This is a genomic window from Ectobacillus antri (assembly GCF_003852715.1).
Classification (GTDB): Bacteria; Bacillota; Bacilli; order Bacillales; family Bacillaceae_G; genus Ectobacillus; species Ectobacillus antri.
Genome location: NZ_RIAV01000016.1, coordinates 44,930 through 67,118, shown reverse-complemented (window position 1 = coordinate 67,118; position 22,189 = coordinate 44,930). Strand labels below are relative to the sequence as shown.

Here is a 22,189-nt window from a genome sequence, read left to right as displayed (position 1 = left end):
GCCGAGAACCTTAGATTTTGTGCCTAAGCGGTCGGCTTCGCTTTTCGAGTGTCCAGCTACGCCTCCCAGGCACTGCCATCTAAGAACCTCGGCCACAAAAAGGCAAAAAAGCGCCTTTTTGAGCCGGTAACCTCAGCCCTATGGAGCTGAACGAGCCGATTCCGCTTTTCTACATTATATCAAACAATTCCGAAAATATGGAGTTGTTATTTTTGAGCGAGGGTGTGGGTAAAGGCGTGCGGCAGGTTTTTTTGCCAGTGCTTCCAAGTATGATCACCCTGAAATTCTTCGTAATAGTAAGAAGTTCCGAGCGGTTTGAGTATGCTGTGCAACTTGCGATTTGGTTCTAGAAAGTCGCGAATTTGACCGTCGGTTGTTTTGACAGCTGTTTCTTCAGTACCAATGATATGATATACTTCAATGCCACTCGCAAGTGCTTGCTGAGCCTGCTTCATAACGGTTTCATCTACGAATGGAGACTGCATGATTACTTTTCCAAATGTATGCGGATACATAAGTGCTGTCATGAATGAAACTGTACCGCCAAGTGAGTCTCCGGCAAGTACACGTCCGTTACCTACTTGATATGTTGGATATTCTCTGTCTAAGAACGGAACGAGCTCATGTGCCAAAAAACGAATGTAAGCCGCATTTTGCGCCCCGCTTGGGTGATATTTTTCTTTGCGATCATGTACATCTTTATATGGAATACCAACAAAAATAGTACGGTCAATCTCACCTTCTTCCAGTAGTGCTTCCAAAACGCGAGGGGCACGTCCGAATTTTATATAGTCACTGCCGTCCTGCGCAATTACAATGGTGTGCTTTAGCAGTGGGGTATAGCCGGACGGTAAATAAATTAGCAAGGTGATATTTTCTTGCAATGCTTCACTGAAAAATGTGATTTCCTGTAATGTTCCTTTTGTCATCGTTATCTCTCCCATCAAACATGCTACTTCTGTATTTTATCACATTGTGAGCCCGTAGCGTCAATTTTGCTAGATTGCAAAGAGAGAAGCACATATAATGAGGTAAGATGTAAATACTTTTATGTGCTACATATAAAGATTGAGATACACGGTATAAAGGAGAGAAGAGACTTGAGAGAAGAGAAATCCATTGCGCTGCCGCTGGCAATATCCATTATTGCTATTTCATTTTCAGCTATTTTTGTAAAGCTATCCGATGCACCTTCGTCTGTGCTGAGCATGTATCGACTTTGGTTGGCAAGTCTGCTGCTTGTTCCTGTTGTATGGAGAAAGCGAGAGGAGTTCAACCGTATTTCACGTGGAGATTGGTTGTTTTTAGCAGCTTCTGGCTTCTTTTTGGCACTACATTTTTTGCTGTGGTTTCAATCATTGAAGTTGACGACGGTTGCTAGTTCCACTATTATCTTGGCGCTACAGCCGCTTGTTTCACTGGCCGGTGGCTTTTTATTGTTTAAAGAACGTACTACAATATCCGCTCTTATGACAATGGTTATCGCAATATTTGGCGTAGCAATGATTGGTTGGGGAGATTTTGGATTAAGTGAGGAAGCTATCTGGGGCGATATTTTGTCCTTTTTAAGTGTAATTGCGGTGGTCGGTTACCTATTAATTGGGCAAAGTGTTGTTAAAAAGTTGTCTCATTGGATTTATAGTTTTTGTGTGTTTGTCTTTGCAGCATTCTTTTTGACCATCTATAATGTGGTGACAGCAACGCCGCTTGGAGGGTATTCGGTTATAGACTGGACAATGTTTTTCTTGTTAGCAACTGTTCCTACAGTATCGCACCTTATCAATAACTGGCTGCTGGCGTATGTAAATGCCACGACAATTTCCATGAGTATTCTGGGCGAGCCAGTAGGAGCCACCATATTGGCCGTGCTGCTTCTTGGTGAACGTTTAACAAGTATTCAAATAGTTGGTGGCATCCTTGTATTGGCTGGTGTCTTTTTCTTCTTATCACAGCAAAAGGTACATAAGGAAGTCGTAGAGGTATAGCTATTTATTAGTAATTAAATAATCGTGCACCGTCACTACACATAAATCACGAAACGCGCCGGCAGTAGCGATGACAACCGTTCTTCCGGGGCGTTTTCCTTTGATCCACGCTAGATCACCCTGAACGGTAATGTCTGCGATGGTTGGATCAATGATATGCCATGTAACGGTTTTATCTGTTGCATTATGAGGTAGCAATGAAGCTTGTAATTTTTCTGTTTGTCCGGTTTTCAGCTTTAATTTATCTTTGTTTAAATGAACACTCATGATGTTAACTGGGGCCAAAGAAAGATAAGATTTTTCTTCTTTTTTTTCAAACATAGCGACAATCGGTGCCGGACCGCCTTCATTTAATTCTTTATATCGTCTAATCAAGTACATCCGCCCCCTTTTTCTTTTACCTCTATCATACAGAAGTAGTGTAAGGATTTAATTAAAGAAAAATAAAGAAAATATTAAGATTAATCGAGAAATGTGGTGAAAAAACATGTTTTTTGTAAGAGAGGGAAAAAGAGCTTGTGGAGTGGGGGATAACTAAAAAAGCGCGGAAATGGCTCCCGCGCTTTTTATTAAGCTGTTTTTTCAAATTTCTCAAATGTTTCTTGTGCGATTTTGGAAGGTTTTGTTAACAGGCTGACAAGTATAATCATGATTAAGCTTGCCGCAAAGCCCGGGATCATTTCATATACGCCAGTATCTTTTAATACTTTAATGCTTGTCCATGTAATAACTGTTGCTGAACCTGCAATCATACCTGCTAAAGCTCCCCATTTTGTCATGCGCTTCCAGTACAAGCTTAGTAGAATTACGGGACCGAAAGCAGAACCAAATCCTGCCCAAGCGTAGCCAACAAGAGAAAGGATGGTACCGTTCTTTTGATAAGCCAATCCAATAGCGATCAGCGCAACGAAAAGCACGGCCATGCGACCAACGAATACAAGCTCACGATCAGTTGCCGAGCGGCGGAAGAATGTACGATATAAATCTTCTGTTAATGCACTTGATGTAACAAGGAGTTGAGATGAAATGGTACTCATCACAGCTGCTAGGATTGCTGCTAATAAAAAGCCGGTAATAAGCGGGTGGAATAAAATTGTACCAAGTTCGATAAAGACTGTTTCAGGATCGTTAAGTTTTGTCCCTGTTTTCGAAAAATAAGCAATACCAATCAAGCCAGTGAACATCGCTCCTACCACTGAAAAAATCATCCAACTCATTCCAATGCGACGCGCGCTTTTAATTTCTTTTGTAGATGTGATAGCCATAAAACGTACGATAATATGCGGTTGACCGAAGTAGCCGAGTCCCCAAGCGAACAAGGAGATGATACCAATTAAAGAAGTGCCTTTAAAAATATCTAAATAAGCCGGGTTTACGGACTTGATTTCTGAAAACGTCGGACCGATACCACCAACATGAAGAATAGTTACAAGTGGTACGAGAATTAAGGCCAGAACCATGATGGCACCCTGTACAAAGTCAGTCAAACTAACGGCAAGAAATCCTCCAAATAATGTATAAGCAATAACAACAGCGGCTACAATCCAAATACCCAAGTGATAGTCAAATTTAAAGGTATTTTCAAATAAAACGGCACCTGAAACAAATCCAGAAGCTACATAAAACGTAAAGAAAACTAAAATAACGAGTCCGGATGTGAGACGCAATACATTCGACGTATCATCAAAACGATTGCCTAAAAACTGTGGTATTGTAATAGAGTTGTTGGCAATCTCAGAGTACGTGCGCAAGCGAGGTGCTATATATAGCCAGTTTGCATAAGCGCCAAGTGTGAGACCTATGACGATCCAACCGCTGCTCAGTCCCGATGCATACATTGCACCCGGCAGGCCGAGCATCAGCCAACCACTCATATCTGCAGCTCCCGCACTTAGTGCTGTAACTGCCGGTCCTACATTACGACCGCCTAGCATGTAATCAGATAAGTCTGTGGTACGTTTGTATGCATAGTAACCAATACAAAGCATACCAAGCATATAAATGCTGATAGAAATTAAGATTTGTGTATTCATGCTGTGACTCCCCCTTTAAAGTAGTTCTCTTTTTCTATACTATATCACTTTTTGCATAAAAAATAAACAAATAAATAAGAATTTTCTAATATGTAAGCGGTTTAATCGCGTGTTTTTTTATGGTATAATAATTTTAATTTTCGTTCGGAAAGTGTATAATCATGTTTATTTATGATAAATAGTTATGTTACAAAATTTAATAATATTTTTTCTGATATAATATTATTGTTATAAATATTCATTGGGGATGTATAGTTCAAAAACTTTTTTCAAAAAGTTCTTGACGAATAAAATGAGCATATACTACAATAAGTTCAAATTTAGTGAACGAAAAGCGCTGATGAAGAAGAGTACGTATTACAAACATGTCAGAGAGCTGATGGTTGGTGCGAATCAGTATGGGCGTAATAGGGAATGGGCTTCGGAGCTTCCAAACCGAACTAACAGTAGGCTTTGGCGAACAGTCTCATCGTTACAAGAGACGCGCATTGAACTTGATGCGTTAAAGCGGGTTGCATTTGCAACCAATGAAGGTGGTACCACGGGTCCTCTCGTCCTTTACTAAAGGATGAGTGGGCCCTTTTTGTATAGAAAAGCGGAATCGGCTCGTTCAGGTCCATAGGGGGGAGGTTCCCGGCTCAAAAAGGCGCGTTTTGCCTTTATGGGACGGGGTTCTCAGACCGGAGGAGCTAGCCGATGCAGCTGGACAGAAGAAAAGCGGAATCGGCTTGTATGACCAAAATGGATGTAACACCTAACCAAATAAAATATAAATCGCTGAGTAAGAAGAGTACGTATACGAGATGCGTTCCAGAGAGCCGGGGGAGGTGAGAGCCGGTACGATATTGTATACCGAATGGGCTTACGAGAGGTCTTTTGAAAGATGGAGTAGGAAGACACGGATTCCTCCGTTATCAAGGATAGGGTATCATGTGTACCCGAAAAAGAGGGGTTCTTTCGCGAACCCAAACTGAGGTGGCACCACGGTAATCATATCGTCCTCTGCATGTACATGCAGAGGACTTTTTTGTACCCAAAAAAGGAGGACACACAAAATGATGACAAAAGAAACGTTCGACATGATGCGGAATCAGAAGCAATTGTTTTTCATAACAGATGAAATGGAAGGAGACGAGGTAACCCCCATTGTTTTATACCAGCGACTTGCGGGAAATAAAACGTTTTTGCTAGAAAGCTCGCTCACCCATGAAGACAAAGGGCGTTATTCCTTCATTGGCAGCGATCCGTACATGGAAATTACCAGCAATGGCAAGGTAGTGAATATTATCTCCGGAACCGATGTGGAGCAGCGGCAAGGAAAAGTGCTTGATGTAATTAGGGAGCTGCTTGCTTTTCAAAAAGCGGACAGTCCGTTTCCATTTGCGGGGGGAGCGATTGGTTACGTCGGCTATGATGTGATTAGGCAGTATGAGGAGATTGGTACGGCAAATAACGACGAGCTGGAAATGCCAGAAACACACCTTCTGTTTTATCAAGCATTTACGGTGTACGATCACAAATTGCAGAAGGTATCTTTCGTGTACGTATACCGCCCACAGGAAGAGACTTCTTATGAACAAGTGCAAGAGATGTTAACGGATATGAAAACAAAAGCGCAGCGTCAAAGTGCACCGGCAACACCGGTAGCAAAGCTGAAGGCAGAATTTCATTCAAATATTAAGGAAGATGAGTTTTATGAAATGGTGAATCGAGCTAAGGAGTATATCAAGGCAGGTGATATTTTCCAAGTAGTACTTTCGCAGCGCTTGCGTACGACATTTGATGGCGATCCGTTCGGGTTGTATCGCCGCTTGCGTATCACAAATCCTTCACCGTACATGTTTTATGTGGACTTCGGTTCGTATACGGTACTTGGCTCCTCCCCGGAGAGCTTGCTGTCGGTGAAGGGGGATAAGGTTATCACAAATCCGATTGCCGGCACAAGACCACGCGGCAGAGATAAAGAAGAGGATGAAAAAATCGCGAAGGAGCTTCGCGGTAATGAAAAAGAAAAAGCGGAGCATTTGATGCTGGTGGACCTAGGAAGAAATGATTTGGGACTCGTTAGTGAAATTGGTACAGTGAAGCCTGAAAAATTCATGGAGATCGAGCGATATTCGCATGTGATGCATCTTGTTTCCGAAGTGTCTGGGCAATTACGCGAGGGTGTAACGTGCTTAGATGCTTTGCAATACTGCTTGCCGGCCGGTACTGTGTCCGGTGCACCGAAAATTCGGGCGATGACGATCATCGATGAGCTGGAAAACAAAAAACGCGGTGTGTATGCCGGTACGGTCGGTTATATCTCGTTCAACGGCGATATGGATATGGCGCTCGCGATTCGGACGATGGTGGTTAAGGATAACAAAGCTTACATTCAGGCAGGAGCAGGGATCGTGTACGATTCCGAGCCCGAGGCGGAATATATGGAAACGATTAATAAAGCGAAAGCGCTGCTGGAGGTATTATCATGATTTTATTAATTGATAACTACGATTCCTTTACGTATAACCTATATCAATTGTTAAGTGTATATGAAAAGGTGGAGGTTGTGCGGAACGATAAGTTGACGTTGCAGGAAATTGAAGAGCTGAAACCTACGGCAATCGTCCTATCGCCAGGACCGGGAAGGCCGGAAGATGCCGGGATTTGTACGGCTGTCATCAAACGGTTTTATAAGCAAATCCCGATCCTTGGTATTTGTCTCGGGCATCAGGCAATCGTCCACGCGTTTGGCGGTGATGTCATTCGTGCGAATCTGGTGAAGCACGGTAAAACATCGATGCTGCGCCATAGCGGTACAGGTATTTTTGAATACGTAAAGCAGCCGTTTCAAGCGATGCGCTATCACTCACTCGTGGCAGATAAGCATACACTGCCATCAATGTTTGAAGTATTGGCAACATCGATGGACGACGATGAAGTCATGGCGATTAAGCATCATTACCATCCTTTGTATGGCATGCAGTTTCATCCGGAAAGCATTGCTACGGAAGAAGGAAGTAAATTAATTCAACAATTCATAATGGAGGCGAAGGCGTATGAATCAGTATCTGCGTAAGTTGATCGAACGAAAGAATTTAAGTGAGACAGAGGTATATGAGGCAGGAATCGGTATGCTGGACGGGACGGTCACGGAAAGCGAAATCGCTGCGTTTTTGGTCGGACTGAAAACAAAGGGCGAAACGCCTGATGAGATATACGGCTTGGTGCGTGCCTTACGAGAGAAGGCGCTTCGCTTTCGGGATGTAAAGGGTGCGATGGATAACTGCGGAACGGGTGGAGACGGCGCCCAAACATTTAATATCAGTACGACGACGGCGTTCGTTTTGGCTGGAGCGGGTGTGAAGGTCGCAAAGCACGGCAACCGCGCCGTTTCCAGTAAGACCGGCAGCGCGGATGTGCTGGAATTGCTGGGTGTGAACATCGCTTGTCCGCCGCATGAAATTGAAAGGCTGCTTGAAACAGTCGGTATCGCGTTTTTATTTGCACCATCCGTGCATCCGAACTTGAAAAAAATCATGAAGGTGCGAAAAGAGCTGAATGTACCAACGATTTTCAATTTAATTGGCCCCCTTACGAATCCGGTTGAACTGGACACGCAGCTGGTCGGTATTTACAAACGGGAAATGCTTGTGCCAATCGCGCAGGTTCTGCAAAAAATTGGTCGCAAGCGCGCGGTTGTCGTGAACGGAAATGGCTTTTTAGATGAAGCCTCTTTGCAAGGAGAAAATCATATCGCTTTCTTACAGGACGGTGTGATTACCGAAATGACGGTGCATCCGGAAGAGTTCGGTTTACAAGTGGCATCGAACGAAGCGATTCGCGGCGGTGAGCCGAAGGAAAACGCAGAAATTACGAGAAGTGTATTGCGAGGAGAGTATGGTGTGCATCGTGACACGGTATTGCTCAATGCGGCTTTAGCATTGTTCGCGAATGGCAAAGCCCAGACAATCGCGGAAGGTGTAGAGCTGGCGAAGGAAAGTATCGATTCAGGCAGCGCGCTTGCAAAACTTGCGCTTCTTGTACAGGAAAGTCAAATTGTTGAAGAGGTGAGATGAATGGAAACGATTTTAGATAAGATTATCGCGCAGAAGAAGTTGGAAGTGGCAGAATTACAGCGAAGTGGATTTCGATATGAAGAAGTAAGACCGCATGTATCTTTAGTCGAGAATTTGAAGAAACCAGGTGTGACAGTTATTGCTGAAATCAAGCGTGCGTCTCCTTCTAAGGGAGCGTTGAATGTAGAGGTTGATGTGAAGGAACAAGCGAAGCAATACGAATTATCTGGTGCAGGTGCGATTTCCGTTTTGACAGATACGAACTTTTTTAAAGGCTCGTTTCAAGATTTAAAAGATGCACGCAGTGTTGTGTCAGTGCCGCTTTTGTGTAAGGACTTTATGATAGATGAAGTGCAAATTCAAAAAGCAAATGAAGCGGGAGCAGATATTATTTTATTAATTGTGGCGGCGTTGCCCGTCGAGCGTTTGCAAGAGTTATACCGCTATGCAACGGAACTTGGCCTTGAAGTTATCGTAGAGGTGCATGATGAAGAAGAATTGGAAGCAGCTTTGGCGATTGGGCCGGCGATTATCGGTGTGAACAACCGCAATTTAAAAACATTCGAGGTAAATCTTGAGACAACAGAACGATTGGCAAAGCGGGTTGTATCATCAGGTGCATTGCTTATTAGTGAAAGTGGCATTTTTACAAAAGAAGATGTTGTGCGTGTGCAGCGAGTTGGGGCACAAGGAATTTTGGTTGGTGAGGCGTTCATGAGAGCTGACTCAGTAGCCGACTTGTTCGGAGCATTGCGCATATGAGGGTAAAGGTATGCGGCATTACGGATGTTGAAACAGCAAAGCGAACGTGTGAATACGGCGCTGATGCGCTTGGGTTTGTATTTGCCCCAAGCAAGCGAAGAATCACGCCAGAGGAAGCGGCGGACATCATTAAGGAGCTGCCGGCGCATGTGCAAAAGATTGGCGTGTTTGTGAATGAGACGGTAGAGCGAGTAGAGGAGATCGCAGCGATGTGCGGTCTGGATTACGTCCAGCTCCATGGTGACGAGGATGCGTGTTACATGGAGAGACTGAATATTCCGTTTATTAAGGCGTTCGGCGTCGCTTCTCGAGAGGATGTGACCCGTGCGATGAACAGCAAGGCGGCATATGTGCTGCTTGACAGCCCGAAAGGCGTTTATCGCGGCGGGAACGGAACGGTATTTCCTTGGGAGTTGCTACAGGAGCTTAATGAAAAGGAGAGAGGACGCATCATTTTGGCGGGCGGACTGGGCTCGCATAATGTGAGAGACGCCATTCGTATCGTTAGACCGTACATGGTCGATGCCAGCAGCAGCCTTGAAACAGAGGGAAAGAAGGATCTACAAAAAATTAAAACATTTATTGAAACGGTGAAGGAGTGTTGAACATGCATTACACATATCCAAATGAAACAGGACATTACGGCGTATACGGTGGTCGCTACGTGCCGGAAACATTGATGCAATCAGTGCTGGAGCTAGAAGCCGCGTATAAGGAAGCGATGGCTGACGCTGAGTTTCAAAAGCAGCTGGATTATTATTTGAAAACGTACGTAGGACGGGAAACACCGCTTTACTTCGCGGAAAACTTAACGCGTTTGTGCGGCGGTCCGAAAATTTATTTGAAGCGCGAGGATTTAAATCATACAGGTGCCCATAAAATCAACAACACAATTGGGCAAGCACTTCTAGCAGTGCGAATGGGCAAAAAGAAGGTTGTTGCGGAAACGGGCGCCGGTCAGCATGGTGTAGCTACGGCGACGGTATGTGCGCTTCTCGGTTTGGAATGCGTTATTTTCATGGGAGAGGAAGATATTCGCCGTCAGAAATTGAACGTGTTTCGGATGGAATTGCTCGGTGCGAGGGTAGAAGGAGTGTCATCAGGTAGTGCAACGCTGAAGGATGCGGTAAACGAGGCGCTTCGTTACTGGGTGACAAATGTAGGAGATACGCACTATATTATGGGGTCTGTGCTCGGGCCGCATCCATTCCCGCAAATGGTGCGCGACTTCCAAAGTGTGATTGGCAACGAAACGAAAGCGCAGTACAAAGCGCTAGAAGGCAAGCTTCCAGACGCAGTTATCGCCTGCATAGGCGGCGGCAGCAACGCGATGGGTATGTTTTATCCGTTTGTAAAGGATGAAGAAGTAAAATTGTATGGTGTAGAGGCGGCGGGTGCTGGTGTAGATACAGATAAACATGCAGCAACCTTGACGAAGGGAAAGGTCGGCGTGCTGCACGGGTCCATGATGTATTTGCTGCAGAACGAGGACGGACAAATTCAAGAAGCGCATTCCATTTCGGCGGGATTAGATTATCCGGGTGTGGGACCTGAACATAGCTTGCTGAAGGATTTGCAGCGTGCAGAGTACTATGCGGTGACAGATGAAGAAGCGTTGCAAGCGTTCAAGCTGCTGGCGCGTGAGGAGGGAATCATTCCGGCGCTTGAAAGCTCGCATGCGATTGCGTACGCACTAAAACTAGCGCCGACGATGAAGGAAGAGGAAGGAATCGTGATTTGTTTATCAGGGCGTGGTGATAAGGATGTTGAAAGCGTAAAAGCATATTTGGAGGGGAAATGAGATGAATATTAATGACGTATTGAACAAATTACGTGAAACAGGTAGAAAAGCGTTTGTGCCGTATATCATGGCTGGTGACGGCGGAATGGAGAAGCTGAAGGAAAACATCCGCTTTTTGGATGAAGCAGGCGCGAGCATCCTCGAAATCGGCATTCCGTTTTCCGATCCGGTTGCGGATGGACCGACCATCCAGCGTGCGGGTAAGCGTGCGCTAGATAACGGGACGACCCTTGAAGGTATTTTCCAGGCGCTGACGGAGGTGCGCCAGCAGGTGGAGGTGCCGTTCGTACTCATGACGTATTTGAATCCGGTCTTGGCGTTCGGTGTGGAGCGGTTTGTTGAGCGCTGCCAGGGAGCAGGGGTGAGCGGCATCATTGTGCCGGATCTTCCGTATGAGGAAAAGAGTATTGTGTCGGATGCGCTCGAGCGGGTTGGAATTGCGTTAATTCCGCTTGTAACGCTAACGAGCCCGCTTGAACGTATCGCTAAAATCACAGAAGAAGCACAGGGCTTTATCTACGCTGTGACGGTAACGGGTGTGACAGGAGCAAGGCGCGATTTCGCACAAAGTCAATTCGACTATTTGCGCCGCGTCAAGGAAGTAGCGCACTTGCCGGTTTTGGCAGGATTTGGAATTTCTACGCCGGAGCAGGTACGAGAAATGGGTGATGTATGCGACGGTGTTGTAGTCGGCAGCCGCATTATTGAGTTGCTTGAGCAAGGTCGTTATGGAGAAATTCGCGAGCTGATTGGTAGCTGAAATAAAGTGAAAAGTGACCGGAATATATGTAAAAGTGACCGGAATGCGGGTGAAAGTGACTGAAATGTATTCCAAAGTAGCCGGATTAAATAAAAAAGACGTCCAAGGACGTCTTTTTTATTCAAAAAATGCCGATGCGTATGAAACGGTTCCTGAAACGCCTGATAGTGCATCTTTTTCAAGCTCCAGTGCCATAAACACTTCATCAGGGACATCAAAAGGGGCCTTAATATTCCAAGTAGAAGCGCGTTTAAAGCCAAACTTCGGATAATATTCTGAATGACCGAGCACGATGACAGAATGGTAGCCGAGCTGAGCCGCAATCTCTAAAGCCTTGGCAATCAGCTTTTTGCCAACGCCTTGCCCTTGAAAAGCAGGTAAGACGGAAACAGGTGCGAGCGCCAGTGTCTCGGTCTGCTTTTCTTCATTTATAATTGCTGCTCTTGTTAATAAAATATGGCCTATGATTTGTTCATCATCAGTTGCCACCAGAGACAGCTCTGGTATGAATGCATCAGATTTTCTGAGCCGTTCTACTAAAGCATGTTCGCTTTGGTCGCTATAAGGGGCATTTGCAAAAGCAGAACGAACAACCTGCTCAGTAAGTACATGGTCAGCAGATGTTTCTTGTCTAATCGTTATCATATGTATCAACTCCTTCTTATATCATAATCATTATGAATAAACCTTGCAACTCCGTATGTACACGTCTATAAAGTGTGATAAAATAGGAACGATTGAATTTATTTAGTAAGGAGAGTCATGATGGAAAAAGTACTTATTTTCGGACATAAAAACCCTGATACAGATACGATTTGCTCTGCAATCGCATACGCGGCATTAAAGCAAGAATTGGGCATGGATGCTGAGCCAGTTCGTCTTGGTGAAGTGAACGGTGAAACACAATATGCGTTGAACTACTTTAACGTAGATGCGCCTCGTTTGGTAGAAAAAGTAGCGGCAGAAGTAAGCAATGTTATTTTGGTTGACCACAATGAGCGTCAACAAAGTGCGGATGATATCGACCAAGTACGCGTACTTGAGGTAATTGACCATCACCGCATCGCAAACTTTGAGACAAGCGATCCGTTATATTACCGTGCGGAGCCTGTAGGCTGCACAGCTACAATCTTAAACAAATTGTATAAAGAGAACGGTGTGAAAATCCGTAAAGAAATCGCAGGTTTAATGCTTTCTGCTATCATCTCCGACTCTTTATTGTTTAAATCTCCAACTTGCACAGAGCAAGACGTAGCAGCGGCAAAAGAACTTGCGGAGATTGCAGGTGTCGATGTAGACAGCTACGGACTTGAAATGCTGAAAGCTGGTGCAGATTTAAGTGATAAAACAGTGCCGCAGTTGATTGCTATTGATGCAAAAGAATTCCAAATGGGTGGTCATAAAGTAGAAATCGCACAAGTAAACGCGGTAGACACGGCGCAAGTAATGGAGCGTCAAGCAGAATTAGAAGCAGTTTTACAGGATGTAATTGCGAAAAAGGAGCTTGATTTGTTCTTGCTTGTTGTTACTGATATCTTAAATAACGATTCTGTTGCATTAGCATTAGGAAAGGCTGCGCATGCAGTAGAGAAGGCATATAATGTTACGCTTGAAAATAACACAGCAGTATTAAAAGGTGTTGTTTCTCGTAAGAAGCAAATCGTACCTGTGTTAACAGCTGCATTAGAAGCATAATTATAGCAAAAAAGCATCGCTTAAGTGATGCTTTTTTGTTATGATAGAGAAAAATTGTTATATAACAGAGGGTGTTGTGCAAACCTTATTAGCGCTTCTGCCGCTGCTTAGTATTTTTGTATGTTTATTTGTTTGGAAGCAAACGGCACTTCGGGCATCCGTTGTTTCCTATGGTGTAATTGTGTGTCTTGTATATTTCTATGCTCCGTTCGCTTTGCCGGCGAGCACGATTTTACATATGACCGCAAAAGGTGCACTCATTTGCTTGCTTGTTGGTTATGTATTATTTTTTGGCATGTTTTTATTTCACCTGATGAATAAATAATGTATTGAACTTTCTTTTAATATAGTAGTGATGCGAAACTGTAAAAATATTTATCGTATAGTCACGTAAAAATACGAAATTTTCGAAAAAATAACTTCTGTAAGGGGTGAAACTATTGTCGAATTATGCCGAAGTAGTTAAAATGAGGATAGGTCAGAGATAAAAGGAGAACGGAACGTGGGGAAAAGGAAAGTTGTAGCCTATTACGCGGGGGCTAGCGTTGCATGGTTTGCCGTGACGGAAGTCGTTCGACAGTCAGTCCCAACATTACGGAATATTGTATTATATAGTCGTCTGATTGATGTGCTATATGCAGTTCTTTCATGTGTATTCCTATACATATTAATGCGTCAGCAAAAAACACATGAAGTTGATAAGGAAGAACATCGTTTAAGTACGCTAATGAATTCTATGACCGATTTTATTAGTTTTAAAGATGGGGAAGGTCGGTGGATTCAGGTGAATGATTTCGGATTGCGTTTGTTTCAGCTAGAGCATGTAGATTATAAAGGAAAAACGGATCGTGAACTTGGCGAATACACAGAATTTTACCGAGATGCGCTCATATACTGTGAACAATCTGATGAAGAAACGTGGCAAAGTGGGAAGCTGACTAGAGTCGAAGAAATCATTCCTCTACCTGAAGGTGGATGTAGAATCTTCGATACAACAAAGATGCCTTTGTTTCATGAAGATGGTAGTCGGAAAGCTCTTATTGTAATCGGTAGAGATATTACGGAACGGAAAAATGCCGAAAAACGTCTTGCTGAAAACGAGCAACGGTATAAATCTTTATTTGAATATAATCCTAATTTAGTATATATGATAGATGGAGATGGAAAGGTGACGAATCTCAATGCGCAATTTGAAGTCATAACAGGTTATGCGCGTGAAAGCTTCATAGGTGGCAATTTACTTGATTTAATTGAAGAGCCTTATCGCAATGCAATTGTGCTGGCGTTTCGCAAGGTATTAGCGGAGGGGGAAGCATATGTTACACAGGAAATTGATATTCGTCGAAAAGATGGAACAAAGCGAACGTTAAGCTGCACATTTGTACCGATGATGATTGAACAAAATGTTGTGGGGATGATTGGTTACAGTCAGGATATTACAAAAATAAGACAAACAGAAGAACGTTTGCGGCACTCGGAATTGTTATCCACACTAGGAGAGTTGGCGGCAGGTGTGGCTCATGAGATCCGCAACCCACTTACATCTCTAAAAGGGTTTGTCCAGCTCCTACAAAAGAGCGATTTACAACAAGCATATTATTATACTATTATGCTAGATGAATTAGATCGCATTAACAATATCGTCGGAGAACTACTTGTGTTGGCAAAACCGCAGCAGCTTGTATTTGAACGAGAAAGTGTGGGACAAATCGTCAAGGATGTATTGGCATTGTTACAGCCGCAAGCAAACTTTCATGGAATTGAACTTGTATTTGAGGAAGACGGTTTACCTGCCATTGATTGTGAAGGCAACCAGTTGAAACAGCTGTTTATCAATCTTGTTAAAAATGCCTTCGAGGCAAATGCGACGATGGTTAAGGTGATGATAAAAGAGCGAGATGGTTACATCTCTATTCGGGTCCAAGACAACGGCTGTGGTATGCCACCGGAACGTCTTACTCATTTGGGCGAGCCATTCTTTTCAGTGAAAGAAAAAGGGACGGGGCTTGGATTAACGGTAAGCTATCGTATTGTAGAAGCGCATGGTGGCAAACTTACCTTTACGAGTGAAGTCGGAGAAGGTACAGTAGCTGAAGTATTGCTACCAATTAAAAACCACACTTCCGTGTAAGAAGTGTGGTTTTTTTCATTATTTTATGAAAAATAGGTTTACAAAGTGTGGTAGTGAGCATATAATTAGCAATGTAAGAAAAAAATTCCAAAAAGGAGGTCGAATGAAATGATGAAATTAGTTATGAACAAAGCAATGATGTTTACAATCGCATATGAAAACAACTATTCGACCGAATGGATGGTACGCTAAAAAATCGCGTTTTTATGTAGACCGTTCAGCCGCAGGTGCGAGTAGTTTCCTGCGGCTTTGTTATGCCCTGCCGTAGGATGCGTATGCCTGCGGTTTTTTTTGCGCGATTTTTTAGAGAAAAGGAGAGATTTGTATGGTACTCAATTTCATTTTGTTCACAGTTACATTAAAACGAGAACAAAAAACAGCACATGATGCAGAGGTACAGCACAAGATGACTGAAATGAAGGAACGTCAAGCTTATTATTGCTAGAAAGGAGGAATTTGTATGACACTTAATCTCTTACTCATTACAGTGACAATTACAAGGTCGAAACGAACGACAGCGCAAGTACAGCACGACATACATGTAAAACAGATGATGAACGAAGTAAAAGAACGTCAAGTCTATTACCACTAAAAGGAGAAGGTTTGTATGACATTAAACCTACTATTATGCACGATTACAGTGAAGCCAAGTGCCGCGAAGGAACATGATCTGCACGTTAAGGAACTGATGGAAGAAGTAAAGGAACGTCAAACTTATTATTGTTAAAAAGGAGGGATGTAGTATGACATTAAACTTACTGCTGTTTACGATTACAGTGAAGCCAAGTGCAGCGAAGGAACATGATCTTCGTGTGAAGGAATTAATGGCACAAGTGAAGGAGCGTCAAGCGTATTACCTGTAGAAGGGAGGGTTCTGTATGACACTCAACCTGTTGTTGTTTATGATTATATCAAAGAGAACGTTAAAGCAAGCGCGTCACGATGAGCGTGTACAAAGTATGATGGAAGAAGTGAAAGAACGTCAAACGTACTACTGCTAAAGCAGTTTTATCATGAAGGAAGGGAGAGGAAGAATATGTTGATGAGAAGAAAGGAAATGATCTGGTTTGTGGAGGAAGATTCCGCGTAGCGTGAGAGGGAGGGATGTCTCTTCCGCTGATTATGGAGGGCCTCGATTTATAATCGAGGCTTTTTTCGTCGAGCAATTTAAGTAAACTACTGCTTGTAAGATGTTGTACAGATGGAAATTTTCAAAGCATTGTTTCGTACTATGCTTGCAAGCACCGCATCACTTCATCTCCAAACTCGCGCAGGTAATGTAAATAGTGATTGCCACCGTAGTTATAGCGTTTGTTATACATACGTGCGATTACTAAATCATGCTCGGGAATCACGAGTAATAAGGGACCTGTTACGCCTAAAATTTGGTAGGAACCCCTTGGTACGAGTGCGCCTATTTCACTTAGGGCTGTGTCGCGGGTCTTTACATACCAGAAGAAGCCGTTTTCAGGTAATGCTGTGTTAGATAGGTTTGGACTTTGTAGAGAGGTGGCTAAATCAAAGACAGCTTCCGGAATGATTTGATTGCCACCGATATTACCGCGTCGTAAATGAAGATATCCCCAATAGGTCAGCTCACGAGCTGAAACATATAAGTTTTTTTCATCGCCATTATCGCCTAGACCAAGAGGGAGGTCTGAACCGTTTTCTGTAATCACAGAGACCATAGATTCGTTTGGTTCTGTCAGCCAATGCGTTTCTTTGAAATGAAGTTGTTTAAACACGCGTTCACGCAGCAATTCGCCGACACTTTGTCCTATTGTGCGCCTTACAATTTCGGCAATCATAACAACATTGATGTTTTCATAGGACCAATGTGTACCTGGTGAAAACTTGCGGTACACATGGCCATCAGGATGTTCGCTTAAGCCATGTGTATGTGTTAACAAGTGCCGAATGGTAGTGTGTGAAAGTATATCTTTGTCCCAATCGGGTAGATAACGAGATACTGGATCATCTATAGATTGGATTTTATGTTCGTATACTGCTAAAGCAGCTGCGAAGCCGATATAGCTTTTACGGGCAGAAGCAATGTGAAATTGTGAGTTTTCCCGAATGGGAGGGGCTCCGGCATCATGCGTATGATGCCCGCTGTAATAGGAGGTGAAATGGTCGCGGTGTAGGATGGCAAGTGCGCTACCAGAGGCTCCATTCTTTTGTCCGATATCAATGGTATATGACAGAAGGCGATCGAATGCCACGCCTTATCCCCCTTATAGTAAATAAAAGCCTAGACCGATAAATACAGCTCCGAATAAACCGGTGCCCATTGCTTTGTTGTGATTTTGCTCTTTCCAAGCATCCATTGCGTTCATGATATCCATCAGACCAAGTGCGAATAAAGCAAAGGAAACCGGGGTTTTGTCAAGCACCAATAATACAATAAAAAGTGCCGCAAGTACACCGAAGAAGATTCGCGCGTAGAAAAACGGCGAGCGGTTTGTAAAGTTCGTCATGTTTTAGCTCCTTTCTTTATCACCATTAAACCTTTTTTCAAAGGAGTTCGTCAATATATAATAGAAGTAAAAGAGAGGGATTGGTTTTGAGTTTAACTTTTTTAATATTCAAACTACATGAATTAGAAACAAGTGCTTTACAAGCATTAGTAGCAGAAAGTGAGCAGGAAGGATACCGGTTTGTGCGGCGTTTAGCTGAGGAATATGTATCTGGAAAGAACAGGTTTTCTAAAAAAGGAGAGGCGCTGTTCGCTGTTTCTCATGATGGAGATATCGTTGGCGTATGCGGATTAAACCAAGACCCTTATATTCAGGAAGAGGCAGGACGAGTCCGGCACTTATATGTGATGCGCGCCTATAGAAAACAAGGTGCGGCGCGGATATTGCTGCATGAGGTGATGAAGATGGCCAAAGGGCATTTTGCTTATATGACACTTCGAACGGACAACCCGGCAGCGGATGCGTTGTATCGTTCTGTCGGGTTTTCAGTCTCAGAAAAGTTTCCAGAGACGACGCATTGGCTTAAGCTGTAAAAGGAGTTTTCAATCAAATAGCGAAATAAAAAGTGAGGTAAAGGAGATGGAAAGGTGATTTATATAGGAACGGCAGTATGTGTAAATGAAGAAGGAAAGCTGCTTATGGTATTACAGGGAAAGCCTGAGGAAGATCGGCACTTCTTACTGCAACATATCATGAAGGTGACAGAGGAGGAAGTGACATGAAAAAGCAATTGTGGGAGCCAAAGCGCTTTTCAGAACAGGAGCGCTGGGAAATTATCAGTGAGATTGTAGAAAAACTAAAAGATACATATGAAGATGAGCTGATTAGTATTGCAGTGGAAGGATCAACTGCAAAGGGGCTGGCCAAGCCGCAGTCAGATCTCGAATTCCGTGTAGTCCTTAAGGGACAAAACTATCATCGCTGGCACGCGTTTTTTTATAAAGAGATGTTTGTTGGAATTAGCTACAATTCTGTAGATCGTATTGAAAATGAAGGTCGCTTTATTGATTATGAGTGGCCGATCAAAGGAGATGCGGTACATACTGCCAAAGTGCTGTATGACCCGCACCATTTGTATGATTTCTGGCGGAAGGAAGCGAAAATTGGTGAGGCCGCGGCAGATTTTAAAGAGCTGCTACGTGATGCGCTGGCGGATATGTACGAGCATGTGTATAAGATGTTTTTATGTGAGGATGATTTGTCACGCAGACAGCAAAGTGTGGCTATTGCGCACTGGGCAGTGATGAGTGTAGGTCTGGCCAATCGTCATCAATATCCTTCTAATAAAACGATGCTGCATGATAGCTTTCGTTTGCCTGATGTACCAGTGCGTTATGAAGAGCTGTTGCGTAAGCTACTTTGTGAGGAAACAGCAGAAGCGGCAGGAGAACTATGGTTTGCATGTAAAGAATGGGGACAATTACATGGTATTGATATGCATGATGAACAATTAAGGGGACTATGAGAAGTGAAGTCGAGATGACCGACTTCACTTCTTACGTATAAGCATGTCAGCTACTCGCTTTGGTCTTACATCAAGAGTAGATAATTGCGTTAGTGGAACCCAGAGCGGTTCGTATGTACCGCGTTCCGGCATACTGAATTCTTCTCCTGTACCCGTGCCAAACGTTCCTGATACAATATGGGCATAAAAATAATAATGTTTTCCGTTCGCGTGCAGTACAGTTAACAAGTCGCCAACAATGACGTGCACACCGAGTTCTTCATAAGCTTCGCGCTTTGCAGCTTGCTTAGGTGTTTCTCCTTCCTCGATGCCGCCTCCCGGAAATACATAATAAACTTTGCCGCCTCGATTTCTTTTGATTAAGGCAACTTCTTTATTGCGAATAACCACGACCGCGCCTCTATTGCGCACGAAAATTTCCCCTTCCATATAGTTTCTACTATGTATTTTTTCAGTGTATCATGTTTCTTTTATAAAGCCGACCTTTTCTTATGTTTATATCATGATTATATCGTTATGCCAAGATTTATTCATTGACTTCATGTAGGTGCCTTACTATAATAAAATTTTTGAGAGAAAATTCGATCGGGGGCGATTACATGGCGGCAGAACAAAGAAAAAAGATGATCATATTAATGATTAATATGTTTATCGCAATCGGGAGTTTCGGTATTATTATTCCCATTTTACCTGCGTATTTGGAATCGATTGGGCAGGGGGGAACGGCTGCAGGATTAATGATCGCCATTTTTGCAGGGGCGCAATTTTTATTTTCACCGCTTGCAGGGAAATGGGCGGATCAGTATGGTCGTAGAAAGATGATTATTTATGGACTGGCAGGCTTAACGCTTTCGATGTTCATTTTTTATTTATCAAACTCAGTGTGGGTACTCTATATATCAAGGGTAATTGGCGGAATGGGAGCAGCTTTATTGATTCCAGCTATTTTTGCTTATGTGGCAGATATTACAACGCTAGAGCAACGTGCGAAAGGGAACGGCTATGTGTCGGCAGCGATGTCGCTTGGCATTGTAGTAGGACCGGGAATTGGGGGATTTCTTGCTGATTACGGCTTGAAAATGCCGCTTCTAGTTTCAGCGCTTGTTTCACTCCTTGCGGTTATCTTTTCTGTTGTATGGTTAAAAGAAAGCGAGCGTCCGCATATGACAGAAATGCCAAAAGATGAGCCAATGCTTACAAAATTAGCTCGTTCTGTTCATATGCCGTTTTTCATTCCTTTAGTCATCACCCTCGTAATGAGCTTTGGTCTTATGGCGTATGAATCTGTATTAGGCTTGTTTGTTGCAAATCAGTTTGGTGCAACGCCGCAGCAGATCGCAGTGATGATTACAGCTACTGGTATCATTAGTGTAGTGGTGCAAATTTTTGTGGTGGAGCGAGTTGTGAATAAGTTTGGTGAGGCGAGGGTGCTGAATATTTTTATTGCTGTAGCGGCGCTTGGATTCTTACTGTCTTTATTTGCAAAGGGTTATGCGATATTCTTTGGCATTACGCTGTTAATCTTCTTAGCAACATCCATTCTTCGTCCGGTCTTAAATACATTGATCTCCAAACTTGCGGGTAACGAGCAAGGCTTTGCGATGGGTATGAATAATGCCTATATGAGCATTGGGAATGTGCTCGGTCCTACCTTAGCAGGTGTACTATATGATGTAAATATAATGGTTCCGTTCATGCTTGGGTTCGTCTTATTGTTAGCAACATTGATGATCACAATTATATGGCAAAGACAGCAACAACTAAAAAAAGCAGGCGCTTGAAAATGATGCGCTTGCTTTTTTTATGGGATCTGTCTCCCCTTGTCTTAAAAATTGACGTGCTATCATATCAATGGTACGTTATTTGCAAGAATTTTCTATATAAGTACAACTAGAAAAACCGACATTCTTTTTTGGGGTGGGAAAGAAGAACGGGCAATGTATGGTTGCGGTCAGTGCCTAAGAGATACGCGTGTCAAGTAAGAACATATACACGTAGCGAGGCGTTCTGGCGCTGTGATTTTCTTTCTGTTTCTATGTTGAAAAAACTCTGTAGACTTATATAGTGTGTAAAGAGGAGAGAAAATGATGCGTATTTATGAGAATATTACACAACTAATTGGAAACACTCCTGTGGTCAAGCTTGCTCGTGTTGTACCAGAGGGAGCAGCAGAGGTGTTTGTAAAGCTTGAAATGTTCAATCCGTCTCGCAGCGTGAAGGATCGTGCGGCGTATAACTTACTCGCAAGGGCGGAGGAGGAAGGGAAAATTCGTCCCGGTGATACAATTATTGAGCCGACGAGCGGCAATACAGGGATCGGTTTGGCGATGACCGCTGCGGCTAAAGGGTATCGTGCCATTCTTGTGATGCCGGATAACATGTCAAAGGAACGGATTAACTTGCTGAAGGCATACGGAGCGGAGGTTGTCTTAACGCCAGCGGCAGAGCGGATGCCTGGAGCTATTAAAAAGGCACTTGCGCTTCATGATGAAATGCCGGGCAGCTTTATTCCGCAGCAATTTGAAAACAAAGCGAACCCAGATGCACACCGCAATACGACAGCGCTTGAAATTTTAGAACAAATGGATGGGGTTCTCGATGCGTTTGTGGCAACAGCTGGTACAGGGGGGACGATTACGGGTACAGGAGAGGTGCTTCGTGCGCATTTACCACATCTCCATATTGCTGTTGTCGAGCCGGCTGGTTCACCGGTGTTATCAGGGGGACAGCCTGGTCCACATAAGCTTGTTGGAACGAGTCCTGGTTTTATTCCGGCGATTTTAAATCAAAAGGTGTACGATGAAATTATGCGAATTGAGGATGAAGATGCGCTTACTATGATGCGCCGTCTTGCGCGTGAAGAAGGGATTTTAGTGGGGCCTTCGTCAGGTGCATCTGTATTTGCTGCTGTGGAGGTGGCGAAACGTTTGGGAGAAGGCAAGCGCGTACTATGTATGGCACCTGATACAGGTGAGCGTTATTTGAGCATGAATTTATTCTAACAGTGTAGCATTTTAGA

At 43.6% G+C, this 22,189-nt stretch carries 25 protein-coding genes, 1 pseudogene and 2 other annotated features; of the genes and pseudogenes, 19 read left to right on the top strand and 7 right to left on the bottom strand.

Annotated elements, in window-relative coordinates:
- Window positions 1–206: 206 nt before the first annotated feature.
- Window positions 207–935, bottom strand: coding sequence for an alpha/beta hydrolase (locus EEJ45_RS13490; protein ID WP_124565336.1), 729 nt, complete (start codon window positions 933–935; stop codon window positions 207–209).
- Between the two features lie 165 nt (window positions 936–1,100).
- Between EEJ45_RS13490 and EEJ45_RS13485 the strand changes: the two genes are divergently transcribed.
- Window positions 1,101–1,985 (top strand): DMT family transporter, encoded by an 885-nt coding sequence (locus EEJ45_RS13485; RefSeq protein WP_124565331.1) that lies wholly within the window; start codon window positions 1,101–1,103, stop codon window positions 1,983–1,985.
- Here EEJ45_RS13485 and EEJ45_RS13480 read toward each other — a convergent pair whose 3' ends face one another.
- Both EEJ45_RS13480 and putP read right to left on the bottom strand, forming a co-directional pair.
- Window positions 1,986–2,360, bottom strand: coding sequence for an Ig-like domain-containing protein (locus EEJ45_RS13480; RefSeq protein WP_164464287.1), 375 nt, complete (start codon window positions 2,358–2,360; stop codon window positions 1,986–1,988).
- A 194-nt stretch (window positions 2,361–2,554) separates the two neighbouring features.
- Window positions 2,555–4,018 (bottom strand): sodium/proline symporter PutP, encoded by a 1,464-nt coding sequence (putP, locus tag EEJ45_RS13475; protein WP_124565329.1) that lies wholly within the window; start codon window positions 4,016–4,018, stop codon window positions 2,555–2,557.
- A 328-nt stretch (window positions 4,019–4,346) separates the two neighbouring features.
- Window positions 4,347–4,580 (top strand) — a binding site (T-box leader).
- A gap of 206 nt (window positions 4,581–4,786) precedes the next feature.
- Window positions 4,787–5,024, top strand: a binding site (T-box leader).
- Window positions 5,025–5,073: 49 nt separating this feature from the next.
- Between putP and trpE the strand changes: the two genes are divergently transcribed.
- The 7 genes from trpE to trpA are packed head-to-tail and all read left to right on the top strand — an operon-like array spanning window position 5,074 to window position 11,402.
- Window positions 5,074–6,492, top strand: coding sequence for an anthranilate synthase component I (trpE, locus tag EEJ45_RS13465; RefSeq protein WP_124565327.1), 1,419 nt, complete (start codon window positions 5,074–5,076; stop codon window positions 6,490–6,492).
- On the top strand, window positions 6,489–7,079 hold the full coding sequence (locus EEJ45_RS13460; protein WP_124565326.1) for an anthranilate synthase component II: 591 nt from the start codon (window positions 6,489–6,491) through the stop codon (window positions 7,077–7,079). Before trpE ends, EEJ45_RS13460 begins: the two co-directional genes overlap by 4 nt.
- Window positions 7,060–8,079, top strand: a complete 1,020-nt coding sequence (gene trpD / locus EEJ45_RS13455; protein ID WP_124565325.1) for an anthranilate phosphoribosyltransferase — start codon at window positions 7,060–7,062, stop codon at window positions 8,077–8,079. The genes EEJ45_RS13460 and trpD overlap by 20 nt, the downstream gene beginning before the upstream one ends.
- On the top strand, window positions 8,080–8,841 hold the full coding sequence (gene trpC / locus EEJ45_RS13450) for an indole-3-glycerol phosphate synthase TrpC (protein ID WP_124565324.1): 762 nt from the start codon (window positions 8,080–8,082) through the stop codon (window positions 8,839–8,841).
- The gene (locus EEJ45_RS13445) at window positions 8,838–9,446 is read left to right on the top strand and encodes a phosphoribosylanthranilate isomerase (RefSeq protein WP_124565323.1); all 609 of its coding nucleotides are present in this window, start codon (window positions 8,838–8,840) and stop codon (window positions 9,444–9,446) included. Before trpC ends, EEJ45_RS13445 begins: the two co-directional genes overlap by 4 nt.
- A gap of 2 nt (window positions 9,447–9,448) precedes the next feature.
- On the top strand, window positions 9,449–10,642 hold the full coding sequence (trpB, locus tag EEJ45_RS13440; RefSeq protein WP_124565322.1) for a tryptophan synthase subunit beta: 1,194 nt from the start codon (window positions 9,449–9,451) through the stop codon (window positions 10,640–10,642).
- A gap of 1 nt (window position 10,643) precedes the next feature.
- On the top strand, window positions 10,644–11,402 hold the full coding sequence (trpA, locus tag EEJ45_RS13435) for a tryptophan synthase subunit alpha (RefSeq protein WP_124565321.1): 759 nt from the start codon (window positions 10,644–10,646) through the stop codon (window positions 11,400–11,402).
- A gap of 117 nt (window positions 11,403–11,519) precedes the next feature.
- On the opposite strand, the gene EEJ45_RS13430 is transcribed toward trpA, so the two are convergent.
- The gene (locus EEJ45_RS13430) at window positions 11,520–12,047 is read right to left on the bottom strand and encodes a GNAT family N-acetyltransferase (RefSeq protein WP_124565320.1); all 528 of its coding nucleotides are present in this window, start codon (window positions 12,045–12,047) and stop codon (window positions 11,520–11,522) included.
- A 120-nt stretch (window positions 12,048–12,167) separates the two neighbouring features.
- Between EEJ45_RS13430 and EEJ45_RS13425 the strand changes: the two genes are divergently transcribed.
- The 6 genes and pseudogenes from EEJ45_RS13425 to EEJ45_RS13395 all read left to right on the top strand — a co-directional run bounded on the left by EEJ45_RS13425 (window position 12,168) and on the right by EEJ45_RS13395 (window position 16,229).
- On the top strand, window positions 12,168–13,097 hold the full coding sequence (locus tag EEJ45_RS13425) for a manganese-dependent inorganic pyrophosphatase (protein ID WP_124565319.1): 930 nt from the start codon (window positions 12,168–12,170) through the stop codon (window positions 13,095–13,097).
- Window positions 13,098–13,137: 40 nt separating this feature from the next.
- Window positions 13,138–13,419 (top strand): annotated as a pseudogene (locus EEJ45_RS13420) (hypothetical protein); the annotation flags it as partial.
- A gap of 180 nt (window positions 13,420–13,599) precedes the next feature.
- On the top strand, window positions 13,600–15,228 hold the full coding sequence (locus EEJ45_RS13415; RefSeq protein WP_124565317.1) for a PAS domain-containing sensor histidine kinase: 1,629 nt from the start codon (window positions 13,600–13,602) through the stop codon (window positions 15,226–15,228).
- 460 nt (window positions 15,229–15,688) lie between these two features.
- Window positions 15,689–15,820 (top strand): YrzI family small protein, encoded by a 132-nt coding sequence (locus EEJ45_RS13405; RefSeq protein ID WP_124565315.1) that lies wholly within the window; start codon window positions 15,689–15,691, stop codon window positions 15,818–15,820.
- A gap of 15 nt (window positions 15,821–15,835) precedes the next feature.
- Window positions 15,836–15,955 (top strand): YrzI family small protein, encoded by a 120-nt coding sequence (locus EEJ45_RS13400; protein WP_124565314.1) that lies wholly within the window; start codon window positions 15,836–15,838, stop codon window positions 15,953–15,955.
- Window positions 15,956–16,106: 151 nt separating this feature from the next.
- Window positions 16,107–16,229, top strand: coding sequence for a YrzI family small protein (locus EEJ45_RS13395; protein ID WP_124565313.1), 123 nt, complete (start codon window positions 16,107–16,109; stop codon window positions 16,227–16,229).
- A gap of 228 nt (window positions 16,230–16,457) precedes the next feature.
- On the opposite strand, the gene EEJ45_RS13390 is transcribed toward EEJ45_RS13395, so the two are convergent.
- Together EEJ45_RS13390 and EEJ45_RS13385 are read right to left on the bottom strand one after the other, a co-directional pair.
- Entirely contained in the window at window positions 16,458–17,450 is a 993-nt protein-coding gene (locus EEJ45_RS13390; RefSeq protein WP_124565312.1) for a serine hydrolase domain-containing protein, read from the bottom strand.
- A 12-nt stretch (window positions 17,451–17,462) separates the two neighbouring features.
- Entirely contained in the window at window positions 17,463–17,705 is a 243-nt protein-coding gene (locus EEJ45_RS13385; protein ID WP_124565311.1) for a hypothetical protein, read from the bottom strand.
- 86 nt (window positions 17,706–17,791) lie between these two features.
- On the opposite strand from EEJ45_RS13385, the gene EEJ45_RS13380 reads away from it, so the two are divergent.
- The 3 genes from EEJ45_RS13380 to EEJ45_RS13375 are packed head-to-tail and all read left to right on the top strand — an operon-like array spanning window position 17,792 to window position 19,170.
- Window positions 17,792–18,238, top strand: a complete 447-nt coding sequence (locus EEJ45_RS13380) for a GNAT family N-acetyltransferase (RefSeq protein ID WP_164464286.1) — start codon at window positions 17,792–17,794, stop codon at window positions 18,236–18,238.
- Window positions 18,239–18,292: 54 nt separating this feature from the next.
- On the top strand, window positions 18,293–18,427 hold the full coding sequence (locus EEJ45_RS18885; protein ID WP_278018601.1) for a hypothetical protein: 135 nt from the start codon (window positions 18,293–18,295) through the stop codon (window positions 18,425–18,427).
- Complete coding sequence (locus EEJ45_RS13375) at window positions 18,424–19,170, top strand: kanamycin nucleotidyltransferase C-terminal domain-containing protein (protein ID WP_124565309.1); 747 nt, start codon at window positions 18,424–18,426, stop codon at window positions 19,168–19,170. Before EEJ45_RS18885 ends, EEJ45_RS13375 begins: the two co-directional genes overlap by 4 nt.
- A gap of 24 nt (window positions 19,171–19,194) precedes the next feature.
- Here EEJ45_RS13375 and EEJ45_RS13370 read toward each other — a convergent pair whose 3' ends face one another.
- Window positions 19,195–19,581 (bottom strand): NUDIX hydrolase, encoded by a 387-nt coding sequence (locus tag EEJ45_RS13370; protein ID WP_245999908.1) that lies wholly within the window; start codon window positions 19,579–19,581, stop codon window positions 19,195–19,197.
- A gap of 188 nt (window positions 19,582–19,769) precedes the next feature.
- Here EEJ45_RS13370 and EEJ45_RS13365 point away from each other — a divergent pair, with 188 nt between their 5' ends.
- Together EEJ45_RS13365 and cysK are read left to right on the top strand one after the other, a co-directional pair.
- The gene (locus EEJ45_RS13365; protein WP_124565307.1) at window positions 19,770–20,951 is read left to right on the top strand and encodes an MFS transporter; all 1,182 of its coding nucleotides are present in this window, start codon (window positions 19,770–19,772) and stop codon (window positions 20,949–20,951) included.
- A 306-nt stretch (window positions 20,952–21,257) separates the two neighbouring features.
- Entirely contained in the window at window positions 21,258–22,172 is a 915-nt protein-coding gene (gene cysK, locus EEJ45_RS13360) for a cysteine synthase A (RefSeq protein WP_124565335.1), read from the top strand.
- Window positions 22,173–22,189 lie beyond the last annotated feature (17 nt).

Bases quoted from the DNA above. Each gene is read 5' to 3' on its own strand.
- EEJ45_RS13385 (WP_124565311.1), bottom strand. From the start codon at position 17,705: ATGACGAACTTTACAAACCGCTCGCCGTTTTTCTACGCGCGAATCTTC.
- putP (WP_124565329.1), bottom strand. From the start codon at position 4,018: ATGAATACACAAATCTTAATTTCTATCAGCATTTATATGCTTGGTATG.
- EEJ45_RS13405 (WP_124565315.1), top strand. From the start codon at position 15,689: ATGACACTTAATCTCTTACTCATTACAGTGACAATTACAAGGTCGAAA.
- trpB (WP_124565322.1), top strand. From the start codon at position 9,449: ATGCATTACACATATCCAAATGAAACAGGACATTACGGCGTATACGGT.
- trpD (WP_124565325.1), top strand. From the start codon at position 7,060: ATGAATCAGTATCTGCGTAAGTTGATCGAACGAAAGAATTTAAGTGAG.
- EEJ45_RS13430 (WP_124565320.1), bottom strand. From the start codon at position 12,047: ATGATAACGATTAGACAAGAAACATCTGCTGACCATGTACTTACTGAG.
- cysK (WP_124565335.1), top strand. From the start codon at position 21,258: ATGCGTATTTATGAGAATATTACACAACTAATTGGAAACACTCCTGTG.
- trpE (WP_124565327.1), top strand. From the start codon at position 5,074: ATGATGACAAAAGAAACGTTCGACATGATGCGGAATCAGAAGCAATTG.
- trpA (WP_124565321.1), top strand. From the start codon at position 10,644: ATGAATATTAATGACGTATTGAACAAATTACGTGAAACAGGTAGAAAA.
- EEJ45_RS13445 (WP_124565323.1), top strand. From the start codon at position 8,838: ATGAGGGTAAAGGTATGCGGCATTACGGATGTTGAAACAGCAAAGCGA.
- EEJ45_RS13365 (WP_124565307.1), top strand. From the start codon at position 19,770: ATGGCGGCAGAACAAAGAAAAAAGATGATCATATTAATGATTAATATG.
- EEJ45_RS13395 (WP_124565313.1), top strand. From the start codon at position 16,107: ATGACACTCAACCTGTTGTTGTTTATGATTATATCAAAGAGAACGTTA.
- EEJ45_RS13375 (WP_124565309.1), top strand. From the start codon at position 18,424: ATGAAAAAGCAATTGTGGGAGCCAAAGCGCTTTTCAGAACAGGAGCGC.
- trpC (WP_124565324.1), top strand. From the start codon at position 8,080: ATGGAAACGATTTTAGATAAGATTATCGCGCAGAAGAAGTTGGAAGTG.
- EEJ45_RS13425 (WP_124565319.1), top strand. From the start codon at position 12,168: ATGGAAAAAGTACTTATTTTCGGACATAAAAACCCTGATACAGATACG.
- EEJ45_RS13400 (WP_124565314.1), top strand. From the start codon at position 15,836: ATGACATTAAACCTACTATTATGCACGATTACAGTGAAGCCAAGTGCC.
- EEJ45_RS13460 (WP_124565326.1), top strand. From the start codon at position 6,489: ATGATTTTATTAATTGATAACTACGATTCCTTTACGTATAACCTATAT.